The sequence below is a fragment of the Paraburkholderia humisilvae genome (genome assembly GCF_902859855.1).
Lineage (GTDB): Bacteria > Pseudomonadota > Gammaproteobacteria > Burkholderiales > Burkholderiaceae > Paraburkholderia > Paraburkholderia humisilvae.
The window spans coordinates 55,587-82,140 of record NZ_CADIKH010000030.1; the positions used below are offsets into that span (position 1 = coordinate 55,587).

The window sequence follows — 26,554 nt, forward strand, 5'->3', positions numbered from 1 at the left end:
GCGCGCCGCGCGAAACGCGTCCGGTGTTTTGCGCAAGGTCACGCATGGGTGGCAGGAAGGCCACGTGTGGCCTGATCAGGCCGATACGACGAACGGGCTTCGGGGCATCACCCGAAGCCCGTTCTGTTTTATGCGCGGTGCTTAATGTGTGCGGGCGCGCGTCGCGCGCGGCACTTTGGATGATGCGTGGTGCCAAACGTCGACAAGCGCGTCAAGGTTGCGCGACGGGGGAGGTCACAGTGCCCGCATTCCAGTCCTTGCGTTTTGCGATGCTCGCGTGCTGCGCGTCGGTGCTCGCATCCGGCTGCGGCAGCGGCAGTGACGACCACGGCCAGTCGATCAACGCGATGCCGAACTTCGTCGTGTCGAACAGCGTCACGACCACCTCGTACGACGGCGACAGCGACGACCTGCTGACCGCCGGCCTCGGCAAGACCGGCCTCGCGGGCAACGCGCCGGGTTTTGCGAACCCGGCCGCGCCCACCACCGCCGAATTGCGGCGCCTCGCGATCTGGTCGAACTATCGCGCGCTGGTCGATATCACCGCGAACGGCGGCTATGGCCGCTTCTGGGGGCCGAATATCGACCTGAACGGCAACGACACGCTAGGCGAAGGGAAGATTGCCGGCACCGAGTACCTCGCGTATGCGGACGACGGCAGCGGCACGCAGAACGTAACGCTGCTCGTGCAGGTGCCCGCGGCTTTCGATCCAGCCAATCCGTGCATCGTGACCGCGACGTCGTCGGGTTCGCGCGGCGTCTACGGCGCGATTTCGGCGGCGGGCGAATGGGCGTTGAAACGTGGCTGCGCGGTGGCCTACACGGACAAGGGCACCGGCAATGGCGCGCATGAGCTGACCACTAATCTCGTCACGCTGATCGATGGCCGGCTCGGCAACGCGACCTTCGTTGGCACGCAAAGCCTCTTTACTGCAAACGTGTCGCCGGGCGTGCTCGCGAGCTTCAATCAGGCATTCCGGAACCGCTACGCGTACAAGCACGCGCACTCCCAGCAGAACCCGGAACAGGACTGGGGCAAAGACACGCTCGAAGCAATCCAGTTCGCGTACTGGGCGCTCAATCAGCAGTTCGCCCCGCTTGTCGACAGCACGCATCACGGCGTGCGTTATCAGCCAGGCAGCATCACGACGATTGCCGCGTCGGTCAGCAACGGCGGTGGCGCGTCGCTCGCGGCAGCGGAGCAGGATACGCAGGGCTGGATTACCGCAGTGGTGGTGGGCGAGCCGCAGATCAACCTGAACATGTCGCCCAATGCGCAGGTCCTGGAAGGCGGCGTGCGGATTGTGTCCGCCGGCGCGCCGCTGGCCGACTACATCACGTACGCGAACCTGCTGCAGCCGTGCGCGGCGGCGGCGCCCACGGTGGCCGGCGCACCGTATCTGTCGACGCTGCCGTTGACGACCACCCAGGCGATTCGGGCCGCGCGCTGCGGGTCGCTGGCCGGCAACGGCCTCGTGGCGGGCGCCAATCTCGCCGCACAGTCGGCCGATGCGTTGAACCGCCTGCATGCCGCCGGTTACGAGCCGGACTCCGACCTGCTGCATGCGCCGATGTGGGATTCGCAGGCGGTCCCCGCAGTGGCGGTCACGTATGCGAATGCGTACACGAAGTCGAGCGTCACGGACAACCTGTGCGGTTTCAGTTTCGGCACCACCGACGCGCAAGGCAACGCCAGTGTCGCGCCGGCGATCTCACCGATGCCGAGCCTGTTCGGTGTCGCTAACGGCGTGCCGCCGACCAACGGCATCAACCTCGTGTTCAACATTTCGCCCACCGGCGTTGATCATCGGCTTGCCACCACCGATGCGAGCTTCACGGGCGCGTTTTGTCTACGGGGGTTGTGGGCGACCGGCGACGTGCGGATGCAGACGAACGTCAATGCGATTCGCGTGAATGCAAACCTGCACGGCAAGCCGGCGATTATCGTGCAAGGCCGCAGCGATGCGCTGGTGCCGGTCAATCATGCGTCGCGCGCGTATCTCGCGATGAACAGCCTCGCGGAAGGCTCGAAGAGTCAGCTGTCTTTCTACGAGGTGACGAACGCGCAGCATTTCGATGCGTTTCTCGGCACTCCCGGTTTCGATACGCGCTTCGTGCCGTTGCACTACTACAACCTTCAGGCGTTGAACCTGATGTGGAGTCATCTGAAGAGCGGCGCTGCGTTGCCGCCGTCGCAGGTGATCCGCACCACGCCGCGCGGCGGCACGCCCGGTGCCGCGCCCGCGCTGTCGGTAGCCAGCTTGCCGCCGGTCGCGGCAAGTCCGGGTTCGAACGCGATCCGGGTGGTGGCGGGCACCGTCGCCGTGCCGCGTTAGGCGGGCTATTCATCGCGCATCGATTGCGCGTCGATGGAAGACTGTCGTTGCACGCCGATGCGCCGATGCGCATTTTTGACACGATGTGTGCTTCGCATTGACGCGCCGCTCGTGCGCCATGACACATAAATTACCCACGTGATGTCGTACCCTGAGATATCGGAATCGGAGTCGAGCACGATGGACACGATACTTCTGCGGTACACCGACTTGCCGATCGGCGAACGGGCCGCTTTCGAACTGGTTTGCGCGCGGCATGGCTTCGCGCCCGCGCATTTCGATGTGACCGCAACGATCGATGCGCAGGACCCCGCGCAGAGCCAGCGGCTCGTCACAGTGCGCCGTGGCGGCTGGGCGCAGTCATATCGCGAAGGCAGCACCGGGCATTGGGTCCGCGAGTTCGAAACGGATCTGAACTGCCGTTTCTTCAAGTAGGCGTTCGTTCGGCGGCGCGCGCTCAGCGAAGCGCTTTGCGTGGCGCCTTGTAACGTTGAATGTGCAACGTTCGCATTCAACCGCGCGTCGCCTGTATGCGATGCGCACCCGCCATCAGACCATCACCAGCTTGATGCCGACCGCGGTCAGCGTCGCGGCGAGCACATGCCGCAGCAGTTTCTCCGGCGCTTTCGCGGCGAGCAGGCTGCCCGCGACGATGCCCGGCAATGATCCCACCAGCAGCGACACGAGCAGCGACCAGTCGATCGACCCGAGCAGCCAGTGACCGGCGCCGGCGAGCAGCGTCAGCGGCACCGCATGCGCGATGTCCGAACCGACGACGCGCGAAACCGGCAGCGCCGGGTACAACAGCAGCAGGACCGTCACGCCAATCGCGCCCGCGCCGACCGAGGTCAGCGTGACGAGCGCACCGAGCACGGCGCCGGTCAGGATCGTGAGCGCGAGCGTGTTGCCGTGCGCGGGTGCTGGCCGGTGGCGCGCTGCGAACGCCGAGAGCTGCGGCCGGAACACCAGCGCGAGAGCGGTAATGAGGAGCGCCGCGCCGAGCACGACCTGAATCAGCACGCTGCCGCGCGGCGCATCCATCCCATACCGATGCAGCAGAATCAGCGTGAGCGTCGCGGCGGGGACGCTGCCCGACGCGAGACGTAGTGTGACCAGCCAGTCCACCGAGCCCTTCATACCGTGCACGAGCGTGCCGGTCGCCTTCGTCACCGACGCATACAGCAGGTCGGTGCCGACCGCGGTGGCCGGGTGAATGCCGAACAACAGGACGAGAATCGGCGTCATCAGCGAGCCGCCGCCGACGCCGGTCAGACCGACCAGAAAGCCGACGAACAGGCCGGAGGCGGAGTACAGCGGTTCAATATGCGGAACAGACATCGAGGTAATGACCCATCTCGGACGGCGGGCCATCGTTAAGATGGGCCGATTGCACCGGATCAGCGATTTCTTTGTGGAAATTGACAAGCTGGTGCGACGAAAGACTCGTATTGTCGCAAAACCGGCAACCTTGCGTGATGGATTGTGTGACTCAAAGCTTACAATACATGACTCGACACCTTGTTGAGCGCTTACCGTGGTCCGCCGCTGCCGCCAGGCCACGCCCCCGTTTCCCGTCCCGCTGATCACAATGAACTACGGCGTCGCCTACGCGTTACTTGCCTTCACGATCTGGGGGCTCTTTCCCGTTTACTTCAAATCGCTGCATCAGATCTCGCCGCTCGAGATTCTTGCGCACCGGATGGTCTGGTCAATGCTGTTCCTGTTCATTGTGCTGACGGTGCGGCTGCAGTGGCGCTGGCTCGTACCCGTGCTGCGGGACCGGCGCCTGCTCGGGCGCTTCGCCGTGAGCGCGGCGCTGCTGTCGGCGAACTGGGGAATCTATATCTGGGCGGTCAACGCGGGGCATATCGTCGAAGCGAGCCTCGGCTACTTCGTTACGCCGCTGATTAGCGTGCTGTTCGGCCTGGGCTTTCTCGGCGAGCGGCTGCGCGTCGCGCAGTGGCTCGCGGTCGCGATTGCCGCGGCCGGCGTGCTGTGGCTGACATGGGAAAACGGCCGGCCGCCATGGATCAGCATCTGCCTCGCGCTGACCTTCGGCGGCTACGGGTTGTTGCGCAAGACCGCGAAGCTCGGTGCGCTCGAAGGGCTCACGCTCGAAACGATTCTGCTGCTGCCGGTTGCGCTGCTGTATCTCGCGGCGCTATCGCTGCACGGCGACAGCGGCTTTGGCGCGGCGTCCACCGGCGTGAAGGTGCTGCTCGCGCTGGCCGGGCCGATCACCGCCGTTCCGCTGCTGCTGTTTGCCGCCGGCGCGCGCCGTATTCCGCTGTCGATGCTCGGTCTTTTGCAATACGTGACACCGACATTGCAATTGCTGATTGGTGTGCTGATCTATCGCGAGCCGTTCGGCGGCGCGCAACTGATCGGCTATGGCGCGATCTGGCTTGCGCTTGTCGTGTATTCGCTCGAAGGATTGACGCGCATGCGGCTCGTGCGGCAATGACGACGCGGCGCGGCTGCGCGCCGCGCGCCGGACATCGCGCCGGGCTTACAGTGCGCGACGAATCTCGTTGACACCGAACACCGCGAGCGCGATGCCCGCGACGCGGTCGACGATCATGCGCAGCCGTCTGCCGATTGCATGACGCGCGAGCGACACGACCGCGACCAGACAACACCACCACGCGATCGACCCGCAGAACACGCCGAGCACCGTCGTGAAGGCGACGTCCGAGGCGAACGCGCCGCGCGGCGCGAGCGTCGTGAAGAGCGCGGCGAACATGATCACGGTTTGCGGGTTGGTCAGCGTCAACAGCAGCGCGCCGCCGAAGGCGCGCATCGCGCCGGCGCGGCCGATCGCGGCGAGCTGGCCGTCGCGATTCGCGTCGTCCGCCTGAGCGTCGGTGTCCTCCGGCGTCTTTTGCAGCATCGTACGCAGACCGAGCCAAAGCAGGAACACACCGGCGGCGATATGCAGCGGTTTGTCATAGGCGAGCATGAACTGCGACACGCCGACCAGACCCAGTGCGGCGATCAGGCCGTACACGGCATCGCCACCCGCGATCCCCAGGCCAATCGCGAGCCCCGCGCGCGGACCGCCAGCGAGCGTGCGGCGAATGCACAGCATGCCCATCGGGCCGATCGGCGCGGCAACGGCGAGGCCCACGCCGGCCGCGGTGAAAAAGAGACCTGGGTTGAACACGGAAACTCCTGATAGCGATGATGTCCGCGAACGGGCTGCTGTGCGTGCCGACACGTATAAGCGGAAACGCAAGAGCATAGCGGCGCCGGTGCTAACCGGCAACGCGGGAATATACGGGCGTCGGCGCGGCGATGCGTGCGGCGACCTGAGCCACCGCACGCGTCATGACGTCCATGCCTGGCCGTTCGGGAAGCGATATTCGTCAAGCGACGCGGGCCGCGTTTCGATACTGTAGCGGGGCCGTTGCGAATCACGACCGCTCGACGAAGTGCTCGTGCGGACGGTCGGCATACTTGAGCATACGGTCTTCAAGTGACGCCGACGCACAGGTGCAGTCGCACGGCGAGATGTGCCGCATCCGATCGCGAATCGGACGCGCGGATCGGCCGCACCTGATGTTCTTTCGATGTCCGTCGAAGCGCGCCGCTGATCAGCTGCGCGGCACAATTTGCGTGTCCTTAATCTTGAATGACACGACGCTTCGGCAAATGAAGCGGCGGTTCGCGGCGGGTTCTACCGAAGGAATAACGCTTTGTCCCCGCGTGTTTTGACAGGCGAGTAGTGCCGTGTATCGGTCCGATTCCGACGCGGCGCTTTCTGCTTGGCACAACAGGACACGAACATGGCAGAACAGCCATCCACACACACATCCCTTCACAACAAGCTTTGCGCGTGGACGCGCCACTTTTATCGCTGTGTTCAAACATGTGCGCGACGCGGCGCCAGCGCGTTGCTCGCGGTCGGCATGGCCGCCATGCTGACTGCCTGCACCGAGTACACGTTCACGCCCGGCGCGCCCAGCACCTATGTCAGCAATACCGCAGCCGCCGACCCACCCGCGTCGCAGCCGCTCGTCGGCGTAGCGATCTCGGGCGGCGGCAACCGGTCCGCGCTGTTTGCATCGTACGTATTCGAACTGTTAGGAAGCCTGCCCGTTGCAGCACCGGCGGGTGCAGGTTCATCCGCGCAGCCGATCAGCTTTCTTGACACCGTCGGCCACATTTCGAGTGTATCGGGTGGCAGCTTCGCTGCGTCGTACTTCAGCATGAAAAGCATCGGCCACTACAGCGCGATGCTGACCGGCAGCACGATTCCCACGCCGTATGCGCAGTTCTTCGCGGATTTTCATCATCAGATGAACTTCAACTGGGAAGCGGCGCTGTTCGGTTTCAAGATCGTGACGTTAGGCTCGAACGCGGAGGGCCTTGCGAAGGCGATCGATACGGAATACCTGCACGGCGCGACGTTCGCGGATCTCGACAAACGCGAGGCCTCCGGTGCGAGTCCGTTTCTGATTCTCAACGCGACGCACTACGATACCGGCCGCCGTTTCGTGATGACGACGATCCCGAGCGACGCGTTCTGCCTGAATACCGAGCAACTCCTGCTGGACGTCGTGTATGCGCCCACCGGGCAGGAGAAGCATGTCGACGACAAGCACGAGGCGCAGTTGAGCCAATGCGACCGTAGCGATGCCTTGACACCGGAGGGCTTCGACAGCTTCTGGAACCCGAAGCGGGAGTCGGTGCCGAGCGCCGCGCTGCCGCTCGCGCGCGCGGTCGCGACGTCGGGCGCGTTCCCGCTGGTCGTCGGTCCGATTGCTTATGAGGTGACCGGCGATCATGAGCTATTGCATCTGATCGATGGCGGGGTCGGCGATAACAGCGGTATCGAATCGCTGTTGCAACTGTTTCTGCGCGATCTGCTGAAGACCCGCTCGCACCGCGACCTGATCGTCTCGCTCGATGCCTCGCTGCCGTTTAACGCGTATGGTGCGACCATCGCCGGCGACAAATCGCCGCTGTCCGCCTTTATCGACGACCCGACACGCGTATCCGACATTCAGGAAGTGCGCGCATCGTTGTACCGGCAGGACCTATGGAACGTGACGACTTACGCGGCGCGAACGATGAAGCAGTCCAATAGCGTGGTCACGCGGCTCGATATCATCGCGCTGAAGCCGGACGATCTGAATGTCAGCTCGCTGCGCATCGACACGCCCGAATGCCATACCCACTACGACGACGCGAGAGCCGTCAGGACCGCGGCGCGCGATATTCCGACCCGCTATCACCTGGACGCTTGCGACGCGGAACTGGTGCGCGTGGCTGCGTGCTGGAGCGTGCATCAACACGCACAGCAGATTCAGCAATTTTTCGATGCTGAGTCCGGGGGCCGGCGCCGTGGCTACGATGATTCGGGTGATGAGACCGACAGCGGACATGCCGATAGCAGCAACGGCCGCACGGGCATGCTTGATTCGCGGATCAAGCAGATGTGTCCGGAACTGGTCGCAAACCACGCACTGTGAGTTGCCGCTGCGAGTTGAGTCTCTGATGCAATACGTGACGCGATACGTCGCCGCATGAAAAAGGGCGCGCCACCCGGCGGTGGCGTGCCCCGAACCTCAGCCGTTAGCTGTTCAGACGGTCTGCGCCGCCGCCCGATCGCGATGGTGATCCGCGCCGATAAACATATACATGGCCGGCACCACGAACAGCGTAAACAGCGTGCCGATCGACAGTCCGGTAAAGATCACCAGCCCCATCGCGTTGCGGCCGGCCGCGCCCGCGCCCGACGCGATCACGAGCGGCAGCACGCCGAACACCATCGCCGCGGTGGTCATCAGAATCGGCCGCAAGCGCACCGCCGCCGCTTGTTCGAGTGCCTCGCGCTTCGATTTCCCGGCGCGCTGCAACTGGTTCGCGAACTGCACGATCAGAATGCCGTGCTTGCTGACGAGCCCCATCAGCGTAACGAGGCCGACCTGCGTGTAGATGTTGAGCGTCGACAGCCCGATGTTGATAAAGATCAGTGCGCCGAACAGCGCCATCGGCACGGACACGAGAATGACGATCGGGTCGCGGAAGCTTTCGAACTGCGCCGCCAGCGCGAGAAACACGATGATCGTCGCGAACAGCAGCGTGACGACGAAGCCGCCGGACTCCTGCACGAACTGCCGCGAGAGCCCCGAGAAGTCGGCCGTATAACCGGACGGCGCTGCTTCGGCCGTCGCGTTGCGCAGGAAGTCGAGCACCTGGCTTTGCGACACGCCCGGCACGACGACGCCGGAGATCGTCGCCGAGTTCAGCTGCTGGAAGTGGTTGATCGATTCCGGCACGACCTGCTGCTTCAGATGGGTGACCGTCGACGCTGAAATCACGCTGCCATCCGGTGTGCGCAGATAGTAGTCGAGCACTTGCGACGGATTGAGCCGGTCCGTTTGCAGCACCTGCGGAATCACCTTGTATGAGCGGCCCGCGATCGAGAAGTAGTTCACATAGTTGCCACCCAGCGCCGCACCGAGCGCCGCGCCGACGTCGGCTTGCGTCATGCCAAGCGACGCGACCTTGTCGCGGTCGACGAGCAGCACGCTTTCCGGCTTGTCGAGCTTCAGGTCGCTGTCGACGTAGAAGAACATCCCGCTCTGGTACGCCTTCGCCAGCACCGCCTGCGCGACTTCGTTCAGGTTTTCGAACGGCTCGGTCGTCGTGATCACGAACTGCACCGGCAGGCCTTGCGCGCCCGGCAGCGGCGGGAACTGGAATGCGGCGACACGCGCGCCGGCGATGCCGTTCCACTTCTGCTGCAACTCCTGCTGCAGCTGCGTCGCGCCTTTCTTGCGCTTGTCCCAGGTCTTGAACAGCACGCCGCCGATGCCCTGGTTGAGCGTCGGCGCGCCGGTCAGCTGGAACATTTGCGAGTACTCGGGCAACTGCTTCGAGATATCGAACACCTGGTCCGCGTACGTCTGCATCTGCTGGATCGTCGCGTTGGGCGGCCCCTGGATCTGCGACAGCACGATCCCCTGGTCTTCCTGCGGCGCAAGTTCCGATTGCGACGTCATAAACAGGTACACGGTGCCGCCGAGCAGCAGCGCACCCATCACGATAAATACCGGCCAGGTATCGAGCGTCGCATGCAGCAGGCGTCCATAGCCGCGATGCACGCGATCGAACTGGCGGTCGACGAAGTGCACGAAGCGGTTCGACTCCTGTTCGGCGGTGAAAAAGCGCGAGCACATCATCGGCGACAGCGTGAGCGCGATAATGCCGGACACGGTCACCGCGCCCGCCAGCGTGAACGCGAATTCGGTGAAGAGCGCGCCGGTCAGGCCGCCCTGGAAGCCGATCGGTGCGTAGACGGCAATCAGCACCACCGTCATCGCGATAATCGGCCCACCGAGCTCGCGCGCGGCGATCAGCGCCGCTTCGAAGGGCGGCCGGCCCTCTTCCTTCATATGGCGGTCGACGTTTTCGACGACGATAATCGCGTCATCCACGACGAGGCCGATGGCGAGCACCAGCGCGAGCAGCGTGAGCAGATTGATCGAGTAGCCGAGCAACTGCATCACGAAGAACGTGCCGATCAGCGACAGCGGCATCGCGACCAGCGGAATGATCACCGCGCGCAAGCTGCCGATAAACAGGAAGATCACGACCGTCACGATCAGCAGCGCTTCGACCAGTGTCTTGATCACTTCCTCGATCGACGTGTTCACGAAGTCGGTCGCGTCGTAGACGATGTCGCCGGTCATGCCGGTCGGAAACTGTCCCTGCAAGCCGGGAAACGCGGTGCGCACGCGCCTCGCGACATCGAGAATGTTCGCGTCCGGCGCCACTTTGATACCGATAAACACCGAGCGCTTGCCAGAAAACGCGACGTTGAAGTCGTAGTTGTCGGCGCCGAGCACGACGTTCGCGACGTCTTCGAGACGGACGATCGCGGTGCCTTTCTGTTTGACCACGAGCTGTTTGAAATCGTCGACGGTATGCAGGTCGGTGCCCGCGTTCAGGTCGACGCTGACCATCTGCCCTTTGGTCGCGCCGAGCGTGGCCAGGTAGTTGTTGCTGCCGAGTGCGGTGAACACATCCTGCGCGGTCACGTTATGCGCGGCGAGGCGCGCCGAGTCGAGCCACGCGCGTAGCGCGAACTGCCGGCCGCCGAGCACTTCGGCCGTTTGCACGCCTTCGATCGAATCGAGCTTCGGCTTCACGACGCGCAGCAGGTAGTCGGTGACGTTATTGCTCGGCAGCACACTGCTGTAAAAGCCCATGTACATCGCGTCGGTGGTCTCGCCGGTCTGCACGGTTAGCACCGGCTGCTGCGCTTGCGGCGGCAACTGGTTGCGCACCGACGCGATCTGCGTGTTGATTTCGGTCAACGCGCGGTTCGAGTCGTAGTTCAGCCGTAGCGTGACGGTGATCGTCGATACGCCGGTCGTGCTGGACGACGACATGTAGTCGATGCCTTGTGCCTGCGCAATGGCTGCTTCGAGTGGCTGCGTGATAAAGCCGGCGATGGTATCGGCGCTCGCGCCGTAATACGCGGTCGTCACGGTCACGACCGCGTTTTCGGTCTGCGGATATTCGCGTACCTTCAGCGCGATCAGCGCGCGCCCGCCGAGCACGAGAATCAGCAGGCTGACGACGGCCGCGAGCACCGGCCGCCTGATAAAGATGTCGGTAAAGTTCATCGTGAGCGGCCCCTTACTGTTCCTGAGGCTGCGGGTTCGGGTTGTCGGACGGCTGCACGCGATTGTCGATCACGAGCGGCGTGCCGTTCTTCAGCTTCAGCTGTCCGCTCGTCACGACCTGCATCCCCGCGTCGATGCCCTTCAGAATGGCGACCTGATCGCCGCGCGTCGGTCCCGGCGTGACAAACACCTGCTGCGCGACCGGCAACACTTTGCCTTGCGCATTCGGCGCGGTTTTGCCTGGTTGGCCCGGCTTCACGATAAACACCGTCGCGCCATATGGGTTATAGGTAATCGCCGTTTGCGGCAGCGTCAGATAGCGCTGCTCGCCGCCCGCGTCGATCTTCACATTCGCGTACATGCCGGGCAGCAGCTTGCGCTCGCGGTTGTCGACGGTTGCTTCGATCTGCACATTGCGCGTGGTGCTGTCGACGCGCGGGTTGATCGAGCGGATCTTGCCGGTGAACGTGCGGCCGCCGAACGCGTTGGTATCGATGGCGATCTGCTGGCCGACCGCGAGCTGGCCCAGTTGCTGTTGCGGCAGATAGAAGTCCGCGTAGATCGGATCGATCGCCTGCAGCGTGACGATTGCGTCGCCCGGATTCAGATACTGGCCAGGGTTCACGGTCGTGATGCCAACGCGGCCGGCGAACGGCGCGCGGATCGTCTTTTTCTCGACCAGCGCCGCCTGTTGCGCGACCTGCGCGGTCTTGCTTTTCAGATCGGCGGCGTCCGCATCGAGCTGCGCTTTGGCGATCGCCTGGATGTCGAATTGCGCCTGGTCGCGCTTGTAGACCGTTTGCGCGAGATCAGCCGCAGCCTGCAGCGAATGCAGCAGTGCGACGTCGGAATCGTCATTCAGATGCACGAGCAGCTGGCCCGCTTTCACATCCTGCCCCGATGCAAATGCGATTTCGCGCACGAGGCCGGGCACTTCGGTCGTCACGTCGACGCCGCGCACCGCGCGCAGGCTGCCGACCGCCGTCAGCTGCGGCTGCCAGGTCTGCAAGCTGGCGACGGTCGCGGTCACGGTCGCGGGCGGCAGCGCGTTGCTCGCCATCATCTTCGCGATCATGTGCGACTTGAACAGATTGAAGCCGACGATCGCGCCGAGCAGCAACCCGACACAGATCAGCATGATGATCATGCGTTTCGTCATGCGGCGCCTGTGGCGCGCCGGCGTAACAGCGGCGTCGGCTGGCGGGTTCGCGATTGGTCCGATTGGTCCTTTTGTACTCATCGTTATGTCCTTGCACGTCTCATCGTGAAGCGCCATCCGCTGTCGTCGCGCAGCGGCGTTTCGTGGTCATTCGTTGAATGACGCGGCCACAGCCGCGGTAAAGGTAAAGGCTTTGCAGCGGCGCCGCGTCCTCATTGCACCGCGGCGGTTTCCGGCACCGGGTCGTTCCACCAGCCGCCGCCGAGCGCCTGGAACAGCGCCGCGGTATCCGCATAGCGTGCCGCCTGCGCCTGGGCGAGATCGACGACGGTCTGCTGGTACTGGCGCTGCGTCACGAGCAGCGACAGATAGCTGATGCCGCCAAGCTTGTACTGGCCGCGCGCCATATCGAGCGCGTCGCTGGCCGATTGCCATGCTTCGGTTTGCGCGCGCAGGCCGCTTGCGTCGTGATCGAGCGCGCGCAGCGAATCCGCGACGTTCTGGAACGCCAGCAGCACGGTTTGCCGGTATTGCGCGTCGGCCTCTTCGTACGCGGCCACCGCCGCGCGCTTTTGCGACAGCAGCTGGCCGCCGCGGAACAGCGGCTGCAGCACGCCGGCGCCGACGCTCCACACCACGCTTTCCGCGCGGAACAGTTCGGCGGGCGTCAGCGACTGCGTGCCGTAGCTCGCTGACAGCGTGATCTGCGGGTACATGTTCGCGGTCGCGACGCCGACCTGGGCGCTCGCCTGATGCAGCGTCGCATCGGCCGAAAGAATATCGGGCCGCTGCCTGACGAGCGCGGACGGCACACTGACCGGCAGCGTTTGCGGCAGCGAGAACATGTCGAGCCGGAACTCCGGCACGCTCGGGTCGCTCGGCGGGCTACCCGATAGCACCGCAAGCTGATGGCGCACCTGGTCCAGTTGCTGCCGCAGCGGCGGCAGCGTCGCGCGTGTCTGCGCGAGCAACGTCTGTTGCGTCAGCACGTCGGTGCGTCCGATACCGCCGAGCTCGAACTGCTTTTTCAGCGTGGTGAGCTGCGCGTCTTCCTCTTTCGCGATTTCTTCAGTCGCTTCGATCTGCGCGCGCAGCGACGCTTCCTTCACGGCCGCGGTGACGATATTCGCGGTCAACGCGAGCCACGCGGCCTGCAACTGGTAGCGCTGGTAATCGACTTGCGAGCGCGCCGCCTCGACGCCGCGGCGCGCGCCGCCCCACAGGTCGAGCGCATAGGACACGCTGACCGATGAGTTGTACAGGTTCAGATCTTCGGTGAACTGCGGTTCGCCGAAGGTGATGCCGTTGAATTTCTCGCGTGTCGCATTCAGCTGCGCATCGACGTGCGGCAGCAGCGTGCCGCCGAACTGCGCGCTCAGGTTTTCGCGCGACTGACGCAGCGCCGCGCGCGCCGACGCGATATTCGGGCTATTCGCAAGCGCCTGGCGAATCAATGCGTCGAGCGGCTCGCAATGAAACAGCGTCCACCACGCGGCCGGAATGTCCTCGCCGCTGGCAAAGTGCTGCGGCACGCCCGACGCGCCAGGTGCCGACGCGGTTTGATCGGGCAGCGGGGCGGTCGTGTAGCTGTCGGTCGGCGGCGGGGCGGGAGTCCGGTAATCGGGTCCGACCATGCAGCCCGCGAGCAGCAGTGCGGGCAACACGACCGGCGCGGCACTGCAAAGTGCCGCGCATAGACGACCGGATGGTAGGCAGAGCGGGTTATTGTCCTTTGTCATCAATCCACCATATTTCGCGCGCGCCTTATGCGGGCAGACGCACGGATGCCGATATTCAATGCAACTAACGTAGACCCTGGTCTTTTCGGGATGCAAAACGCCCGGTGGCATGCCGAATTGGCGCATAGCCTAGCATGGGTCGACCGCGTATCGGTGATCGGGCATTGGGGACGCAGGGCTTTGTGCGCGACTGCTGCGCAATGCGACGCATCCGTCATCATGCGCGGCGGTAACGGGATACCACCAGGCCGATGCGCATCGCGCGTCGCCTATGATGATTCAACCGCTGGACCAGGAATGGATCATGAAAATGCCGATGAATCTGCCCTTCAACGTATCGGTCGTGTCAACGATGCAAACGGTGATGGCACGACTGAAAATGCGCGCGGCATGGCTGCTCGCCGGCGCCGCGTTGACGCTGCCGCTCGTTGCGCAGCCCGGCGTCGCGCGCGCCGAGTATCTGATACCGGATAGCGTGCAGCTCACACCTGTCGCGCAATTTCCCGGCACGAAGGGCTATATGGCGCCGGACTACCCCGCGCAGCGCGCGCGGCTGCACAGTGTCTATCTCGCGCCGATCGAGGTTTTCCTCGCACCCGATTCGCCGTACAAAGGCATCGACCCTGACGAGATGGTGCAGGTGACGCATACCTTCGCGCAGATCCTGACGCAGAACGTGATGAAGGATATGACGGTCGTCGATACGCCGCGCCCCGATTCGCTGATCCTGCAAATCGCGCTGACCGACGTGCGGCTCGAAAAGCAGGGCTTTCGTCTGCGCAACCTGACGCCGGTCGGCATCGCGATCAACGGTGTGAAGCGCGTCGCGGGCATCAGCAAGATCTCGTTCAAGACGATGACCGTGCAGGCGATCGGCGCGTCAGGCGACGACGAAACGCTGCTGTTCGCGATCGACAATCCGCCGCGGCCGGGCGACACGCCGGAATCGGTGCGGCTCGACGAAATACCGCAGGTGCTCGCGACAAAAGCGCAAAACCTGAAGGCGGCGTTCGAAGCGATTCGTGATGCGCACTAGTGCGCATTAGTGCGCATGAGCGCGTGAGCCGCGCTGGTGACATGAAGTGACATAGTTTCCGCATTGCCTTCGCAGCGGCGAACGACAAGAATTCGCCCTGTCACCACGCGGTTCGCAGCACAACGCAAGCGACGCGGGTGTCCGACTCAACGGAGGAAGGAATGAAGAAGTGGATTGCCATGCTGGCGTTGTGTGTCGCATCGACAGGCGCGCTAGCGCAGGAATTGCCGGCGCAAACGATGCCTGCACCGAACACGCAGTCGATGCAGGGAGCGGGCGGCGCACGCATGCAGTACGCGATGCAGCAACTGCAGGAACGTTTTGGCGCGGCCAATACGACACACGACGGCAAGTTGACGAAGCAGCAGGCTGCCGGGGGCATGCCGCGCGTCGCACAGCATTTCGATGAAATCGACACGCAGAAAGTGGGTTACGTGACGCTGCCGCAGATCGAGCAGTTCCTGATGACACAAAGACGACAATAGCGCCCGGCCGTCGCGTTTCCTCGTGTTTGCCCCTCGGAGACTGGCATGGATCGATCCGCCCGCATCATCGTGCTCGACGACGAAGCCGAACTGCGCAATATGCTGCAGCGCTTTTTGACGGCGCAGGGGTTTTCGGTGCGGGTCGTCGAGAACGGCGCGCGCCTGAAGCGCTATCTGGAGCGCGAGCCGTACGACGTGCTCGTGCTCGACCTGATGATCGGCGACGAGAACGGCCTCGATATCTGCAAGCAGTTGCGCGACGCAGGCGAAACGTTACCGATCCTGATGCTGACCGCGAAGGGCGATCCGCTCGATCGCGTCGCGGGCCTCGAGACCGGCGCGGACGACTATCTCGCGAAGCCGTTTCTGCCGCAGGAGCTGACCGCGCGAATCAACGCGCTGTTGCGCCGGCAGAAGATCGCGGCTGGCGATCCGACCGTCACGACGCAATCAGTGCGTTTCGGCGACTTTCGCCTGGACGTCGCCAAGAGCCTGCTGTTTCGCGGCGACGAGCCGGTCGAACTGCATTCCGCGCAAATGCTGCTGCTGACCGCGCTTGGCTCGTCGCCGAACCGTGCGGTGAGCCGCGACAACCTGATTGCTCGCGCACGCGGCCGCGAGCACGACGCGCTCGATCGCAGCATCGATGTGCAGGTGCTGAGGTTGCGCCAGATGATCGAAAGCGATCCGTCGAAGCCGCGCTTTATCAAGACCGTTTGGGGCGTCGGCTATATGCTGATTGCGGACGTCGAATCATGACCGCGCGCGCTGAAGCGGGTGCCCAAGCCGATGCGTCAGCCGATGCGCCGGTCGATGGTGCGCCGCGCGCGGTATCCGGTGCAGGCAGACGTTTCTTCTCGCGGCTGATGCCGCGCTCGCTGCTCGCCCGCAATATCCTGCTGTTAATCGTCCTGATCGCCGTGAGCGAAGCGTGCTCGCTTATCGTGCTGCTGCACTATGTGCAGCGGCCGCGCGTCGAGCGTGCGGCGGCGGTATTCGGCGCGTACATCACGACGCTCGACACCGTGCTCTCGGCGACGCCGCGCGAGTCGCGCGATGCGCTGGTCGCGCGGCTCGATGCGCGTGCCGACGTGCCGCCCGACGCATTGGACCAGCCGCCGACCAATCCGCTCGAGTTCTACCGGACGCACGAGCTCGGTATTTTCCTCGACACGCTGCATCGTTATCTGCCTGCCGGCAGCGACGTGCGCTGGGAACCGGAACGCGCACGCGGCGCGCCGCAGCATATGTGGCTGCGCGTGCATATCGCGGATACGCCTTACTGGATTGCGCTGATGCTGCCCGAAGAGGCGCAAGGCGGCCGGCTCGTTAGCGCGCTGCTGCTCGCGCTGGGCCTCGGTGTGCTGGCCGCGCTGACCGGCTTTGTGATTCAGCGGCATCTGAACCGGCCGCTGCAGCATCTGGCCGACGCGGCGCGGCGCGTCAGCGAAGGCGACGCGCCGGCGCCGTTGCCGCTCGACGGTCCAACCGAGATTGCGCAAGTCAGCGCCGCGTTCAACCAGATGACGCAAGCGCTGCAGCACGCGGAAGCGACGCGTGCGGTGATGCTGGCCGGCATTTCGCACGATATCCGCACGCCACTCACGAAACTGCGCCTTGCGATGGCGATGGCGGGCGCCCCCCGCGACGAGGCCTTCACCCATGCGTCCGAGTCATACCTCGACCAGATCGACACGATCCTTCAGCAGTTCATGGACTACGCGGGCAGCGGCGAACGCGAGGCCACGCAAGCAGGCGATCTGAACGGGCTTGTGAGCCAGCTCGCTGCGGATTTCGCGGGGCTCGGGCATGATTTCGAACTGTCGCTGGCTGATTTGCCGCCGGTCGCGTTTCGGCCGATCAGCATGATGCGGCTGCTGATGAACCTGATGCAGAATGCAATCAAGTATGGCCGCAGCGGCTTCGCGGTGCGCACATGGCGCGATGCGCGCGCGGTGTATGTGGCGGTCGGCGATCGCGGCAGTGGCCTGACGGCTGCCGAGCTCGAAGCGCTGAAGGCGCCGTTTCAACGCGGCAAGAACGCGCATAGCGGAACGAGCGGCACGGGTCTCGGTCTTGCCATCGTCGAAAGAATCGCAAGGCTGCACGGCGGCACGCTGCAATTTCATCCGCGCGACGGCGGCGGTCTTGAAGTGTGGGTCGTGCTGCCTCAGTGACGCTCAGTGACGTATAACGATGACCTGCGGCGATAACGTGCAGGCATGACGTCAATCCTTGATGTGGCAGTAACAGCAGGGGGCATATCGATGACAGACATCGCGCGCCCGATCGACGCCGCGCGTCTCGACGCAGAATGGCTCGAGGCGGACGGCTTCGGCGGTTTCGCTTCGGGCACGGTCGGCATGCCGCGCACGCGCCGCTATCACGCGCTGCTGCTTGCGGCGACGCGCCCGCCGGCGGGCCGCATCGTGCTGGTGAACGGTATCGAAGCATGGCTCGACGCGAACGGCGAGCGTTATCCGCTGACGATGCAATGCTATGCGCCCGATCTGAACGTACCGGATATCGCCGGGCAACTGCTCGGTTTCACGACGCAACCTTGGCCCACGTGGCGCATCGCGCTTGGCGCGCGGGGTGAGGTCAGTGCGGAACTGTTCGTCGTGAAAGACACCGCTGAGACGGTGCTGCGCTGGCGCTTGCGGCGCGAAGCGACAGCGCAGAACGGCGCAACCGCGGTGAGCGGTGCGACAGGCGACACGACGAACGGCCGGTTCATGCTGCATGTGCGGCCGTTGCTGTCGGGCCGCGACTATCATGCGCTGCACCATGAAAACGGGGCATTCAATTTTTCGGCGGACGTCAACGATGGTTGCGTGAGCTGGCGTCCGTATGGCGATCGGCCCGCGATTCGCGCGGCGTCGAACGGCGCGTACGAGCATGCGCCCGATTGGTATCGAAACTTCTGCTACCCGCGCGAGCGCGAACGCGGGCTCGAATTCACCGAAGACCTCGCGACGCCAGGCGTCTTTTCTTTCGATCTCGGCGCTGCCGATGCGGTGCTGATTTTCAGCGCCGCTGGCGTGCCCCGCGCGCGTGAGAACACGACCTCCGACGCATTGCTGCATGCGCAACAGCTCGAACATGCGGAGCGCACGCGCCGCGCGTCGTTCGCGTCGCGTCTGCAGCGCTCGGCCGATGCGTATGTGGTCGCGCGCGAGCAGGGCCGCACGATCGTCGCCGGCTTTCCGTGGTTCACCGACTGGGGCCGCGACACATTTATCTCGATGCGCGGGCTGCTGCTCAGTTGCGCACGCTACGACGAAGCCGAAGCGATCCTGCTCGAATGGTCGGCCACACTATCTGAAGGCATGCTGCCGAACCGCTTCCCGGACTACGACGACACGCCCGAGTTCAACTCGGTCGATGCGTCGCTGTGGTTCGTCGTCGCCGTGCACGACTATCTTGCTGTGCAGCATGCGTCCGGTACGACGCGCCGCCGTCTGCAGCAAGCGGTCGATGACATTCTCGCCGGCTATACGCGCGGCACGCGCTTTGCGATCGGCGTCGACGAACAGGACGGCTTGCTGCGCGCGGGCGTGCCCGGCGTACAACTCACATGGATGGACGCGAAGGTCGGCGACTGGGTCGTCACGCCGCGCATCGGCAAGCCGGTTGAAGTGCAGGCGCTATGGATCAACGCATTGCGCATCGCATCAAACTGGAACGTGCGTTGGCGCGAACCGGCCGGGCGCGCGGCGCGCGCATTCGTCGAACGATTCGTCGATCCGGCGAGCGGCGCGCTGTTCGACGTGGTCGATGTCGACCACGTGCGCGGCACGTTCGACCGCTCGGTGCGTCCGAATCAGATTTTCGCGGTCGGCGGCCTGCCGTTTCAGGTGATCGACGGTGTGGTCGCGCGCGCGGTCGTCGCGCAGGTGAGCGTGCATCTGCTGACGCCGCTCGGCCTGCGCACGCTCGCGCCGTCCGATCCCGCGTATCGCGGCCACTATGTGGGCGGCCCGCGCGAGCGCGATGGCGCCTATCATCAAGGCACGGTGTGGCCGTGGCTGCTGGGTCCGTTCGTCGAAGCTTGGATGCGCGTCGAACAGCCCGATGCGGCGGCGTGCGCGGCGGCCTTCGAGCGCTTCGTCGCGCCGCTCGACGCGCATCTGGACCGCGTGGGCCTCGATCACCTCAGCGAAGTGGCCGACGGCGATGCGCCGCATCACGCCGCGGGCGCGCCATTTCAGGCGTGGTCGCTCGGCGAGCGGTTGCGCATCGACGCGCTGCTTGCCGCGCGACACCTGCGATAGCTCGCCGCACGCGCAACGCCGCGCAAAGCGCGCTACGATGTGACTCCTGCTGCCTTGTCAAAAGGAGGATGCTGTCATGCCCTGCCTTCGTGCCTGCAATCTGCTCGACACCGCCGAGGGTATCCGTCTGCATTCCGCCGAATGCGCGCGCTGGCAACGCTGGGGCCCGTACCTGAGCGAACGCCAGTGGGGCACGGTGCGTGAGGACTACAGTGCGAACGGCACCGCGTGGGACTACTTCCCGCATGATCACGCGCGCAGCCGTGCCTATCGGTGGGGCGAGGACGGCATCGCCGGCTTCGGCGACGACATGCTCAACTGGTGCGTGTCGCTCGCACTGTGGAACCGGCGCGACCCGATTATCAAGGAGCGTCTGTTCGGCCTCACGAACTCGCAGGGCAATCACGGCGAGGACGTGAAGGAGCTGTACTTCTATCTGGATGGCACGCCGACGCATTCGTACATGCGGATGCTGTACAAGTACCCGCATGCCGCGTACCCGTACGCCGACCTGGTCGACGAAAACGCGCGCCGCGGCGCGGACCAGCCCGAGTACGAAGTGCTCGATACCGGCGTATTCGACCATTCCCGCTACTTCGACGTGACCGTCGAGTATGCGAAGCACACGCACGACGACATCGTGATGCGTGTGACCGTCCAGAACCGCGGCGACGAGGCCGCATCGCTCGACGTGCTGCCGCAGATCTGGGCGCGCAACAAATGGTCGTGGAAAGGGCTCGAGGACAAGCCGTCGCTGATGTTCGAGCGGATGCGCGATCGCACCTATCTGTTCGGCCGCCATCCCGGCCACGAGTCGATCATCGTCTCCGCGTGGCGCAAGGGCAGCGCGTACGGGACCGGCATCGAGTGGCTGTTCTGCGAAAACGAGACCAACGTCACGCGTCTGTATGGAATGGATGCGGTCGGTCCGTTCAAGGACGGTTTCAACGACTACCTGGTGCATGGCCGGCGCGACGCGGTGCGCCGCGACTCGGGCTCGAAGGCGGGCGCGCATGTGTCGCTCGAACTCGAACCGCACGGCGAGGCGGTCGTCTATCTGCGCTGGCGCGTCGCATCGGCGCCCGATGAGGTGCCGCTCGACGTCGATGGGCTCTTTGCGCGCCGGATTGCCGAAGCAGACGAATTCTATGGTGTATTGCAGCGCGAGATCCATGATCCCGACGAGCGTCTCGTACAGCGCCAGGCGCTCGCCGGCATGCTGTGGTCGAAGCAGTTTTACCAGTTCGACGTGCAGCGCTGGATGGACGGCGACCCCGCTCAGCCGGTGCCGCCCGCGGGCCGGCGGCGCGGCCGCAATGCGGACTGGCGGCATCTGTGCAATGCGGACATCGTGTCGATGCCCGACAAATGGGAGTACCCGTGGTACGCGTCGTGGGATCTCGCGTTTCACGCGGCCGCGTTGGCGCTGATCGACCCCGCGTTCGCGAAGCGCCAGCTGCTGCTGCTGGTGAAGGACCGCTATCAGCATCCGAACGGCCAGCTGCCCGCGTACGAATGGGCCTTCAGCGATGCCAATCCACCGGTGCATGCGTGGGCCGCGTGGCGCGTGTACGAGATCGATCGGTCGATGACCGGCAAGGGCGATCGCGATTTTCTGGAGCTGGTGTTTCACAAGCTGCTGCTGAATTTCTCGTGGTGGGTGAACCGTAAGGATGCGGACGGCCGCAACATCTTCCAGGGCGGCTTTCTCGGACTCGACAACGTCGGCATCTTCGACCGCTCGTCGCCGCTGCCGACCGGCGGCCATATCGATCAGGCCGACGGCACCGCGTGGATGGCCGCTTATGCGCTCGACCTGATGCGCATGGCGCTCGAGCTGGCGTATGAGAACCACGTGTTCGTCGATATCGGGGTGAAATTCTTCGAGCACTTCCTGTATATCGCCGAGGCGGTGAGCTGCGACGACGGCTGCGAAACCGGCTTGTGGGATGGGCAGGACAGCTTCTTCTACGACAAGCTGCGGCTGCCCGACGGCAACAATGTGCCGATGCGCGTGCGCTCGATCGTCGGGCTGATTCCGCTGTTTGCGGTCCATGTGCTCGAGCATCGCCTGCACCACACGCTGCCGGGCCTGCACGAGCGGCTAATGTGGTTTTTCCGGCACCGGCCCGATCTCGCGCGGCTCGTGTCGCGCTGGAACGAGCCCGGCAAGGGCAATAGCCTGCTGCTGTCGCTGTTGCGCGGACACCGGATGAAGGCGCTGCTGCGCCGCGCGCTCGACGAGGCGGAGTTTCTGTCCGACTACGGTGTGCGTGCGCTGTCGCGCGTGCATCACGACGATCCGTTTGTTTACCGGCACGACGGCAAGGAGTTTTCCGTCAGATACCTGCCGGCCGAATCCGACTCGCGTGTATTCGGCGGCAACTCGAACTGGCGCGGACCGATCTGGATGCCGGTCAACTATCTGCTGATCGAATCGCTGTACGAATTCCATCGCTACTACGGCGATGATTTTCGTATCGAGTATCCGACCGGCTCGGGCGTCCGGCTATCGCTGCGTGAGATCGGCGACGAACTCTCGCGCCGCCTGACGAGGCTGTTCCTGAAGGACAGCAACGGCAAACGGCCGGTGATGGGCGCTTATCCGCAGTTGCAGGCGGACCCGCGGTCGCAGGACCTCGTGCTGTTTCACGAGTACTTCCACGGCGATAACGGCCGGGGTGTCGGCGCATCGCATCAGACCGGCTGGAGCGGGCTCGTCGCGTTGCTGCTGCAGCCGCGCGAAGCCACGGCGTCGGGCTTCGTGCCGGACGCGAACGAAGCGGTGCAGGCGGCGGCAGTCAAATAGCCGCACGCACGCATGCGACAGGGGGTGCCCGATGCGCGAGCCGCGCGCGGCGGGCTGCATAAGTTACTGATCGTCGAGCACGTCGGGGTGCAGGTCATGCCGCGTTGACGCAACGCTCACGCGACGGGCTTTACAGAAGTCTTGCGAATCGCTGCTGTGTTGATGAAACCGCTGTGAAATCGCTGCGCGGACGACATCCGACTGGAACTGGCCGGCCGCGCGGCGAGTCATCCTGATAACGCCCGTTATTGATTGATCTTCATCTGCGAGGGAATGCCATGCCGTCCGATACGAACGCTCCCGTCGAACAGAACCCGTCCGCTGCCGTCGGCGCGAAAGTGCCCGCGGCGCCGCCCGCCGCGGTGGCCCGCGGCGACGGTCCTTGCGGACCTGCGGGCGAGTGCGCCGCGCCGCCGTGCACGCTGGTGATTTTCGGCGCGGGCGGCGATCTGACCAAGCGTCTTCTGATCCCCGCGCTGTACAACCTCGTGGTCGACGGTCTGCTCGATGACGGGATGCAGGTGATCGGCGTGAATCGCGGCGAGCGCGCCACCGACCAATGGCGCGACGACCTGCACACGTCGCTGCAGCAGTTCGCGGCGGAACGCTCGAGTGCGGGCAAAGCCGACGAAGCATCGTGGAACTGGCTCGCGCAGCGGCTGCACTATGTGGCCGGCGATTTCGCGACCCCCGAGACGTTCGAGCGCGTCAAGCAGGCGATGAGCAAGAACGGCAGCGGCGGCAATGCGATTTTCTACCTGGCGGTCGGCGAGCGCTTCTTCAAGCCGGTGGTCGAACAGCTCGGCAAAGCGGGCCTGCTCGACGAGAGCAGCGCGGGCGGTTTCCGACGCGTGGTGATCGAGAAGCCGTTCGGCAGCGATCTCGCTTCCGCGCGCGATCTGAACGCGCACATTCTGAACTACGCGAGCGAGCAGCAGATTTACCGGATCGATCATTTTCTCGGCAAGGAGACCGTGCAGAGCATTCTCGCGGTGCGGTTCGCGAATGCGCTGTTCGAGCCAGTGTGGCGGCGCGAGTATATCGACAGCGTGCAGATCACCGCTTCTGAAACGCTCGGTGTCGAAGGGCGCGGCGCGTTCTACGAGCACACCGGCGCGTTTCGCGACATGCTGCCCAACCACCTGTTTCAACTGCTCGCGATGGTCGCGATGGAGCCGCCGAATTCATTCGATGCGGAAACGGTGCGCGACAAGAAAGCGGAAGTATTCGAAGCGATCCAGCCGCTGCGCGCCGATGACGTCGTGTTCGGGCAGTACGAACAGGGGCCCGCGGGTGTCGCGTATCGCGCGGAGCCGAACGTCGCGCCCGACAGCAAGACCGAGACTTACGCGGCGGCGCGGGTCTATCTCGACAACTGGCGCTGGGCCGGCGTGCCGTTTTACTTACGTACCGGCAAGCGGCTTGCGACGCGCCGCACCGAAATCGCGGTGCAATTGAAGCGCGTGCCGTTCCTGATGTTCCGCGATCTGCCGGTCGATGCGCTCGTACCGAACGTACTGACGCTGCGCATCGATCCCGCGCACGGCACGCGTTTCGATTTCAACGTGAAGGTGCCGGGGCCGACGATGAGAATGGGCAAGGTGCGCTCGACGTTCGATTACAACGATTTTTTCAAGGAACAGGCGAACGTCGGTTACGAGACGCTGCTGTATGACTGCATGCTCGGCGACGAGACGTTGTTCCAGCGTGCGGACAGTATCGAAGGCAGCTGGGCGGCGGTGGATGCGGTGCTGCATCCGACTGCGGGCGGCGCGCTGCCGGTGTATGGCTATGCGGCCGGCGGCAGCGGACCGGCCGAGGCCGACGCGCTGCTCGCGCGCGCGGGGCATGCGTGGCGCCCGCTCGACGACGAGCCGAAGCGGCCCTAACAGGTTGAGTACACAAAACCACTGCAAAAAGGGATGACGACTATGCCGACACGAAAAACAACTGTGGCAAGCAAGAAGGCAAGCGCGAAGAAAGCCGTCGCACGTGGCGCGGTGAAATCCGCTGCAACGAAAAAAACCGCGCCGAAGAAGGCTGCGGTAAAGGCCGCTGTGAAAAAGGCCGCTGTGAAAAAGGTCGCTGTCAAAAAGGCCGCAGCGGTGAAGATGCCGAAGGCCGCGGTTGCGCCTCATATTGCGCCCGGGCGGGCATCCAGCGAACGCATTCTTGCGATCGATATCGGCGGCACCGGTCTGAAGGCCGCGGTGATCGACGGCCACGGCAAGATGCTAGGCGAACGCGTGCGTGTCGCGACGCCGCACCCGTGCACGCCGGAGCAGATGGTCGATACGCTGGCGACGCTCGTCAATCCGTTGCTCACGCAACATCATCCGACGCGGATGTCGATCGGCTTTCCGGGCGTCGTGCGCGAGAATTGCGTGCTGACCGCGCCGAATATCGGCGACGAGGGCTGGCATGGCGTACCGCTCGCGTCGATGCTGGCGAGGCGCGTCGGCAATCTGCCGGTGCGCATGATCAACGATGCGGAGATGCAGGGGTTCGCGGCAATCGAGGGGCACGGTCTCGAGTTCGTGCTGACGCTCGGCACCGGAGCGGGCACCGCGCTCTTTCGCGACGGCGAACTGATGCCGCATCTCGAACTCGCGCATCACCCGGTCAGCAAAACCCGCACGTATGACGAGTACATCGGCGCTCACGCGCGTGACCAGGCCGGCGACAAGCGCTGGAACAAGCGTGTGGAGAAGGTCATCGACGTGCTTTCGAAGCTCGTGAACTACGATCGGCTATGGATCGGCGGCGGCAATGCGGTGAACCTGAAGTTCGATTTGCCCGCGAACGTGGCGATCGTGTCGAACGCGGCGGGTATCGAAGGCGGCGCAAAGCTTTGGCATCCGCGCTCGATGCGTGAATCGCGGCAACTGCCGGATGCGAACCAGCGCACCGGCGAGTTCGGTTAGCGCGACACGCGCGTGGCGCTGGACGGTCCGGGACGAATCCTGACCGTCCAGCGTCATTTTCGGGCGGCCGTAGCCGCGGTTATTCCCTCAGTGGCTCGCGCAGTTGCGTGCGCTTGTGTTACCGGGCCGCATCGCCCCAACGATACTCGACGGTCGCGTCGTCGAGTTGCGCCTTCAGTTCGGGGTCGAGCTTCAGGTCGACTGCCGCGAGCGTCTCGTCCAGCTGGTCGGGCCGGCTTGCCCCGATAATCGCGGACGTCACGACCGGATTCGCGAGCACCCACGCAACCGACGTCTTCGCGAGCGATACGCCCGTCTTGTCGACGATGCCGCGCAGCGTGTCGATGGTCTGAAACTCGCGCTCGTGCCAGTAGCGCTCCTGATACATGTCGCCGGCCTTGCCGACTGTCGCGGACGTGAAACGTCCTTCCGTCGGCTTCGCATCGTGACGATGCTTGCCGGTCAGCAGTCCGCCCGCGAGCGGGTTGTACGGCATTACCGCAAGTTTTTCCTCAGCGGCGAGCGGCAGCAGCTCACGCTCGATCTGACGGAACAGCAGGTTGTAGCGCGGCTGCACCGACACGAAACGCACGACGCGCAGCACGTCCGAGCGGCCGAGCGCCCGGGCGAGCCGATACGCGAGGAAGTTCGAGACGCCGACATAGCGCGCCTTGCCCGAGCGCACGATCGTATCGAGCGCTTCGAGCGTTTCTTCGAGCGGCGTCGCAGCGTCGTCGTTATGCAGTTGATAGAGATCGACGTAGTCGGTGTTCAGACGCCGCAGCGAGTTGTCGATCGCATCGAGCAGATGCTTGCGCGACGAGCCCTGATCCCACTCGGACGGCCCGACCTTGTTGAACGCCTTGGTCGCAACGATAAAGCGCTCGCGCTTGCCCTTCAGCCAGCGGCCGATGATTTCCTCGGTACGGCCGGTCTGCTCGACGGTCGCGCCGAGCGGATAGACATCGGCGGTATCGATAAACGTGACGCCGGCATCGGCGGCCTTGTCGAGAATGGCGCGCGACACGGCTTCTTCGGTCTGAAGGCCGAAGGTCATCGTGCCGAGACAGAGGCGCGAAACAGTCAGACCTGTGCCGCCGAATTTGCAATATTGCATGACGATTCTCCGCAATGAAGACGTAAGGAAAGAAAC

Annotated in this window: 18 protein-coding genes; 12 read left to right on the forward strand and 6 right to left on the reverse strand. The window is 64.5% G+C overall.

Annotation, left to right across the window (positions count from 1 at the left end; translation table 11 throughout):
• Positions 1–269: 269 nt before the first annotated feature.
• Both HV796_RS26585 and HV796_RS26590 read left to right on the forward strand, forming a co-directional pair.
• Entirely contained in the window at positions 270–2,336 is a 2,067-nt protein-coding gene (locus tag HV796_RS26585; protein ID WP_175229506.1) for a D-(-)-3-hydroxybutyrate oligomer hydrolase, read from the forward strand.
• Between the two features lie 180 nt (positions 2,337–2,516).
• Positions 2,517–2,771, forward strand: a complete 255-nt coding sequence (locus HV796_RS26590) for a hypothetical protein (RefSeq protein WP_175229478.1) — start codon at positions 2,517–2,519, stop codon at positions 2,769–2,771.
• 114 nt (positions 2,772–2,885) lie between these two features.
• Here the strand turns inward: HV796_RS26590 and HV796_RS26595 are convergent, their stop codons facing one another.
• A complete protein-coding gene (locus HV796_RS26595; RefSeq protein ID WP_175229479.1) occupies positions 2,886–3,674 on the reverse strand; it encodes a sulfite exporter TauE/SafE family protein in 789 nt (262 codons plus the stop codon).
• 250 nt (positions 3,675–3,924) lie between these two features.
• Between HV796_RS26595 and rarD the strand changes: the two genes are divergently transcribed.
• Entirely contained in the window at positions 3,925–4,800 is an 876-nt protein-coding gene (gene rarD, locus HV796_RS26600) for an EamA family transporter RarD (protein WP_175229480.1), read from the forward strand.
• A gap of 45 nt (positions 4,801–4,845) precedes the next feature.
• On the opposite strand, the gene HV796_RS26605 is transcribed toward rarD, so the two are convergent.
• The gene (locus HV796_RS26605) at positions 4,846–5,499 is read right to left on the reverse strand and encodes a LysE family translocator (RefSeq protein ID WP_246356049.1); all 654 of its coding nucleotides are present in this window, start codon (positions 5,497–5,499) and stop codon (positions 4,846–4,848) included.
• A gap of 622 nt (positions 5,500–6,121) precedes the next feature.
• On the opposite strand from HV796_RS26605, the gene HV796_RS26610 reads away from it, so the two are divergent.
• Complete coding sequence (locus HV796_RS26610; RefSeq protein ID WP_175229482.1) at positions 6,122–7,810, forward strand: patatin-like phospholipase family protein; 1,689 nt, start codon at positions 6,122–6,124, stop codon at positions 7,808–7,810.
• A gap of 111 nt (positions 7,811–7,921) precedes the next feature.
• Here HV796_RS26610 and HV796_RS26615 read toward each other — a convergent pair whose 3' ends face one another.
• From HV796_RS26615 to HV796_RS26625, 3 genes are all read right to left on the reverse strand, one after another.
• Positions 7,922–10,975: an efflux RND transporter permease subunit gene (locus HV796_RS26615; protein WP_175229483.1), complete on the reverse strand. Its 3,054-nt coding sequence runs from the start codon at positions 10,973–10,975 to the stop codon at positions 7,922–7,924.
• A 13-nt stretch (positions 10,976–10,988) separates the two neighbouring features.
• Positions 10,989–12,134: an efflux RND transporter periplasmic adaptor subunit gene (locus HV796_RS26620; RefSeq protein ID WP_246356050.1), complete on the reverse strand. Its 1,146-nt coding sequence runs from the start codon at positions 12,132–12,134 to the stop codon at positions 10,989–10,991.
• A 212-nt stretch (positions 12,135–12,346) separates the two neighbouring features.
• Positions 12,347–13,873, reverse strand: coding sequence for an efflux transporter outer membrane subunit (locus tag HV796_RS26625; protein ID WP_175229484.1), 1,527 nt, complete (start codon positions 13,871–13,873; stop codon positions 12,347–12,349).
• Between the two features lie 304 nt (positions 13,874–14,177).
• Between HV796_RS26625 and HV796_RS26630 the strand changes: the two genes are divergently transcribed.
• From HV796_RS26630 to HV796_RS26665, 8 genes are all read left to right on the forward strand, one after another.
• Positions 14,178–14,909, forward strand: a complete 732-nt coding sequence (locus HV796_RS26630; protein WP_175229485.1) for a DUF3313 family protein — start codon at positions 14,178–14,180, stop codon at positions 14,907–14,909.
• A gap of 161 nt (positions 14,910–15,070) precedes the next feature.
• Positions 15,071–15,394: an EF-hand domain-containing protein gene (locus tag HV796_RS26635; RefSeq protein WP_175229486.1), complete on the forward strand. Its 324-nt coding sequence runs from the start codon at positions 15,071–15,073 to the stop codon at positions 15,392–15,394.
• Between the two features lie 45 nt (positions 15,395–15,439).
• On the forward strand, positions 15,440–16,153 hold the full coding sequence (locus tag HV796_RS26640; protein ID WP_175229487.1) for a response regulator: 714 nt from the start codon (positions 15,440–15,442) through the stop codon (positions 16,151–16,153).
• Between the two features lie 107 nt (positions 16,154–16,260).
• Positions 16,261–17,571, forward strand: coding sequence for an ATP-binding protein (locus HV796_RS26645; protein WP_246356052.1), 1,311 nt, complete (start codon positions 16,261–16,263; stop codon positions 17,569–17,571).
• Between the two features lie 90 nt (positions 17,572–17,661).
• On the forward strand, positions 17,662–19,668 hold the full coding sequence (locus HV796_RS26650; protein ID WP_175229489.1) for an amylo-alpha-1,6-glucosidase: 2,007 nt from the start codon (positions 17,662–17,664) through the stop codon (positions 19,666–19,668).
• Positions 19,669–19,744: 76 nt separating this feature from the next.
• Positions 19,745–22,477 carry an MGH1-like glycoside hydrolase domain-containing protein gene (locus HV796_RS26655; RefSeq protein WP_175229490.1) on the forward strand — a complete coding sequence of 911 codons (2,733 nt, stop codon included), beginning with the start codon at positions 19,745–19,747 and terminating at the stop codon, positions 22,475–22,477.
• Positions 22,478–22,755: 278 nt separating this feature from the next.
• On the forward strand, positions 22,756–24,366 hold the full coding sequence (gene zwf, locus HV796_RS26660; RefSeq protein ID WP_175229491.1) for a glucose-6-phosphate dehydrogenase: 1,611 nt from the start codon (positions 22,756–22,758) through the stop codon (positions 24,364–24,366).
• 222 nt (positions 24,367–24,588) lie between these two features.
• Positions 24,589–25,401, forward strand: coding sequence for an ROK family protein (locus tag HV796_RS26665; protein ID WP_175229508.1), 813 nt, complete (start codon positions 24,589–24,591; stop codon positions 25,399–25,401).
• Positions 25,402–25,519: 118 nt separating this feature from the next.
• On the opposite strand, the gene HV796_RS26670 is transcribed toward HV796_RS26665, so the two are convergent.
• The gene (locus HV796_RS26670) at positions 25,520–26,518 is read right to left on the reverse strand and encodes an aldo/keto reductase (RefSeq protein WP_175229492.1); all 999 of its coding nucleotides are present in this window, start codon (positions 26,516–26,518) and stop codon (positions 25,520–25,522) included.
• Positions 26,519–26,554 lie beyond the last annotated feature (36 nt).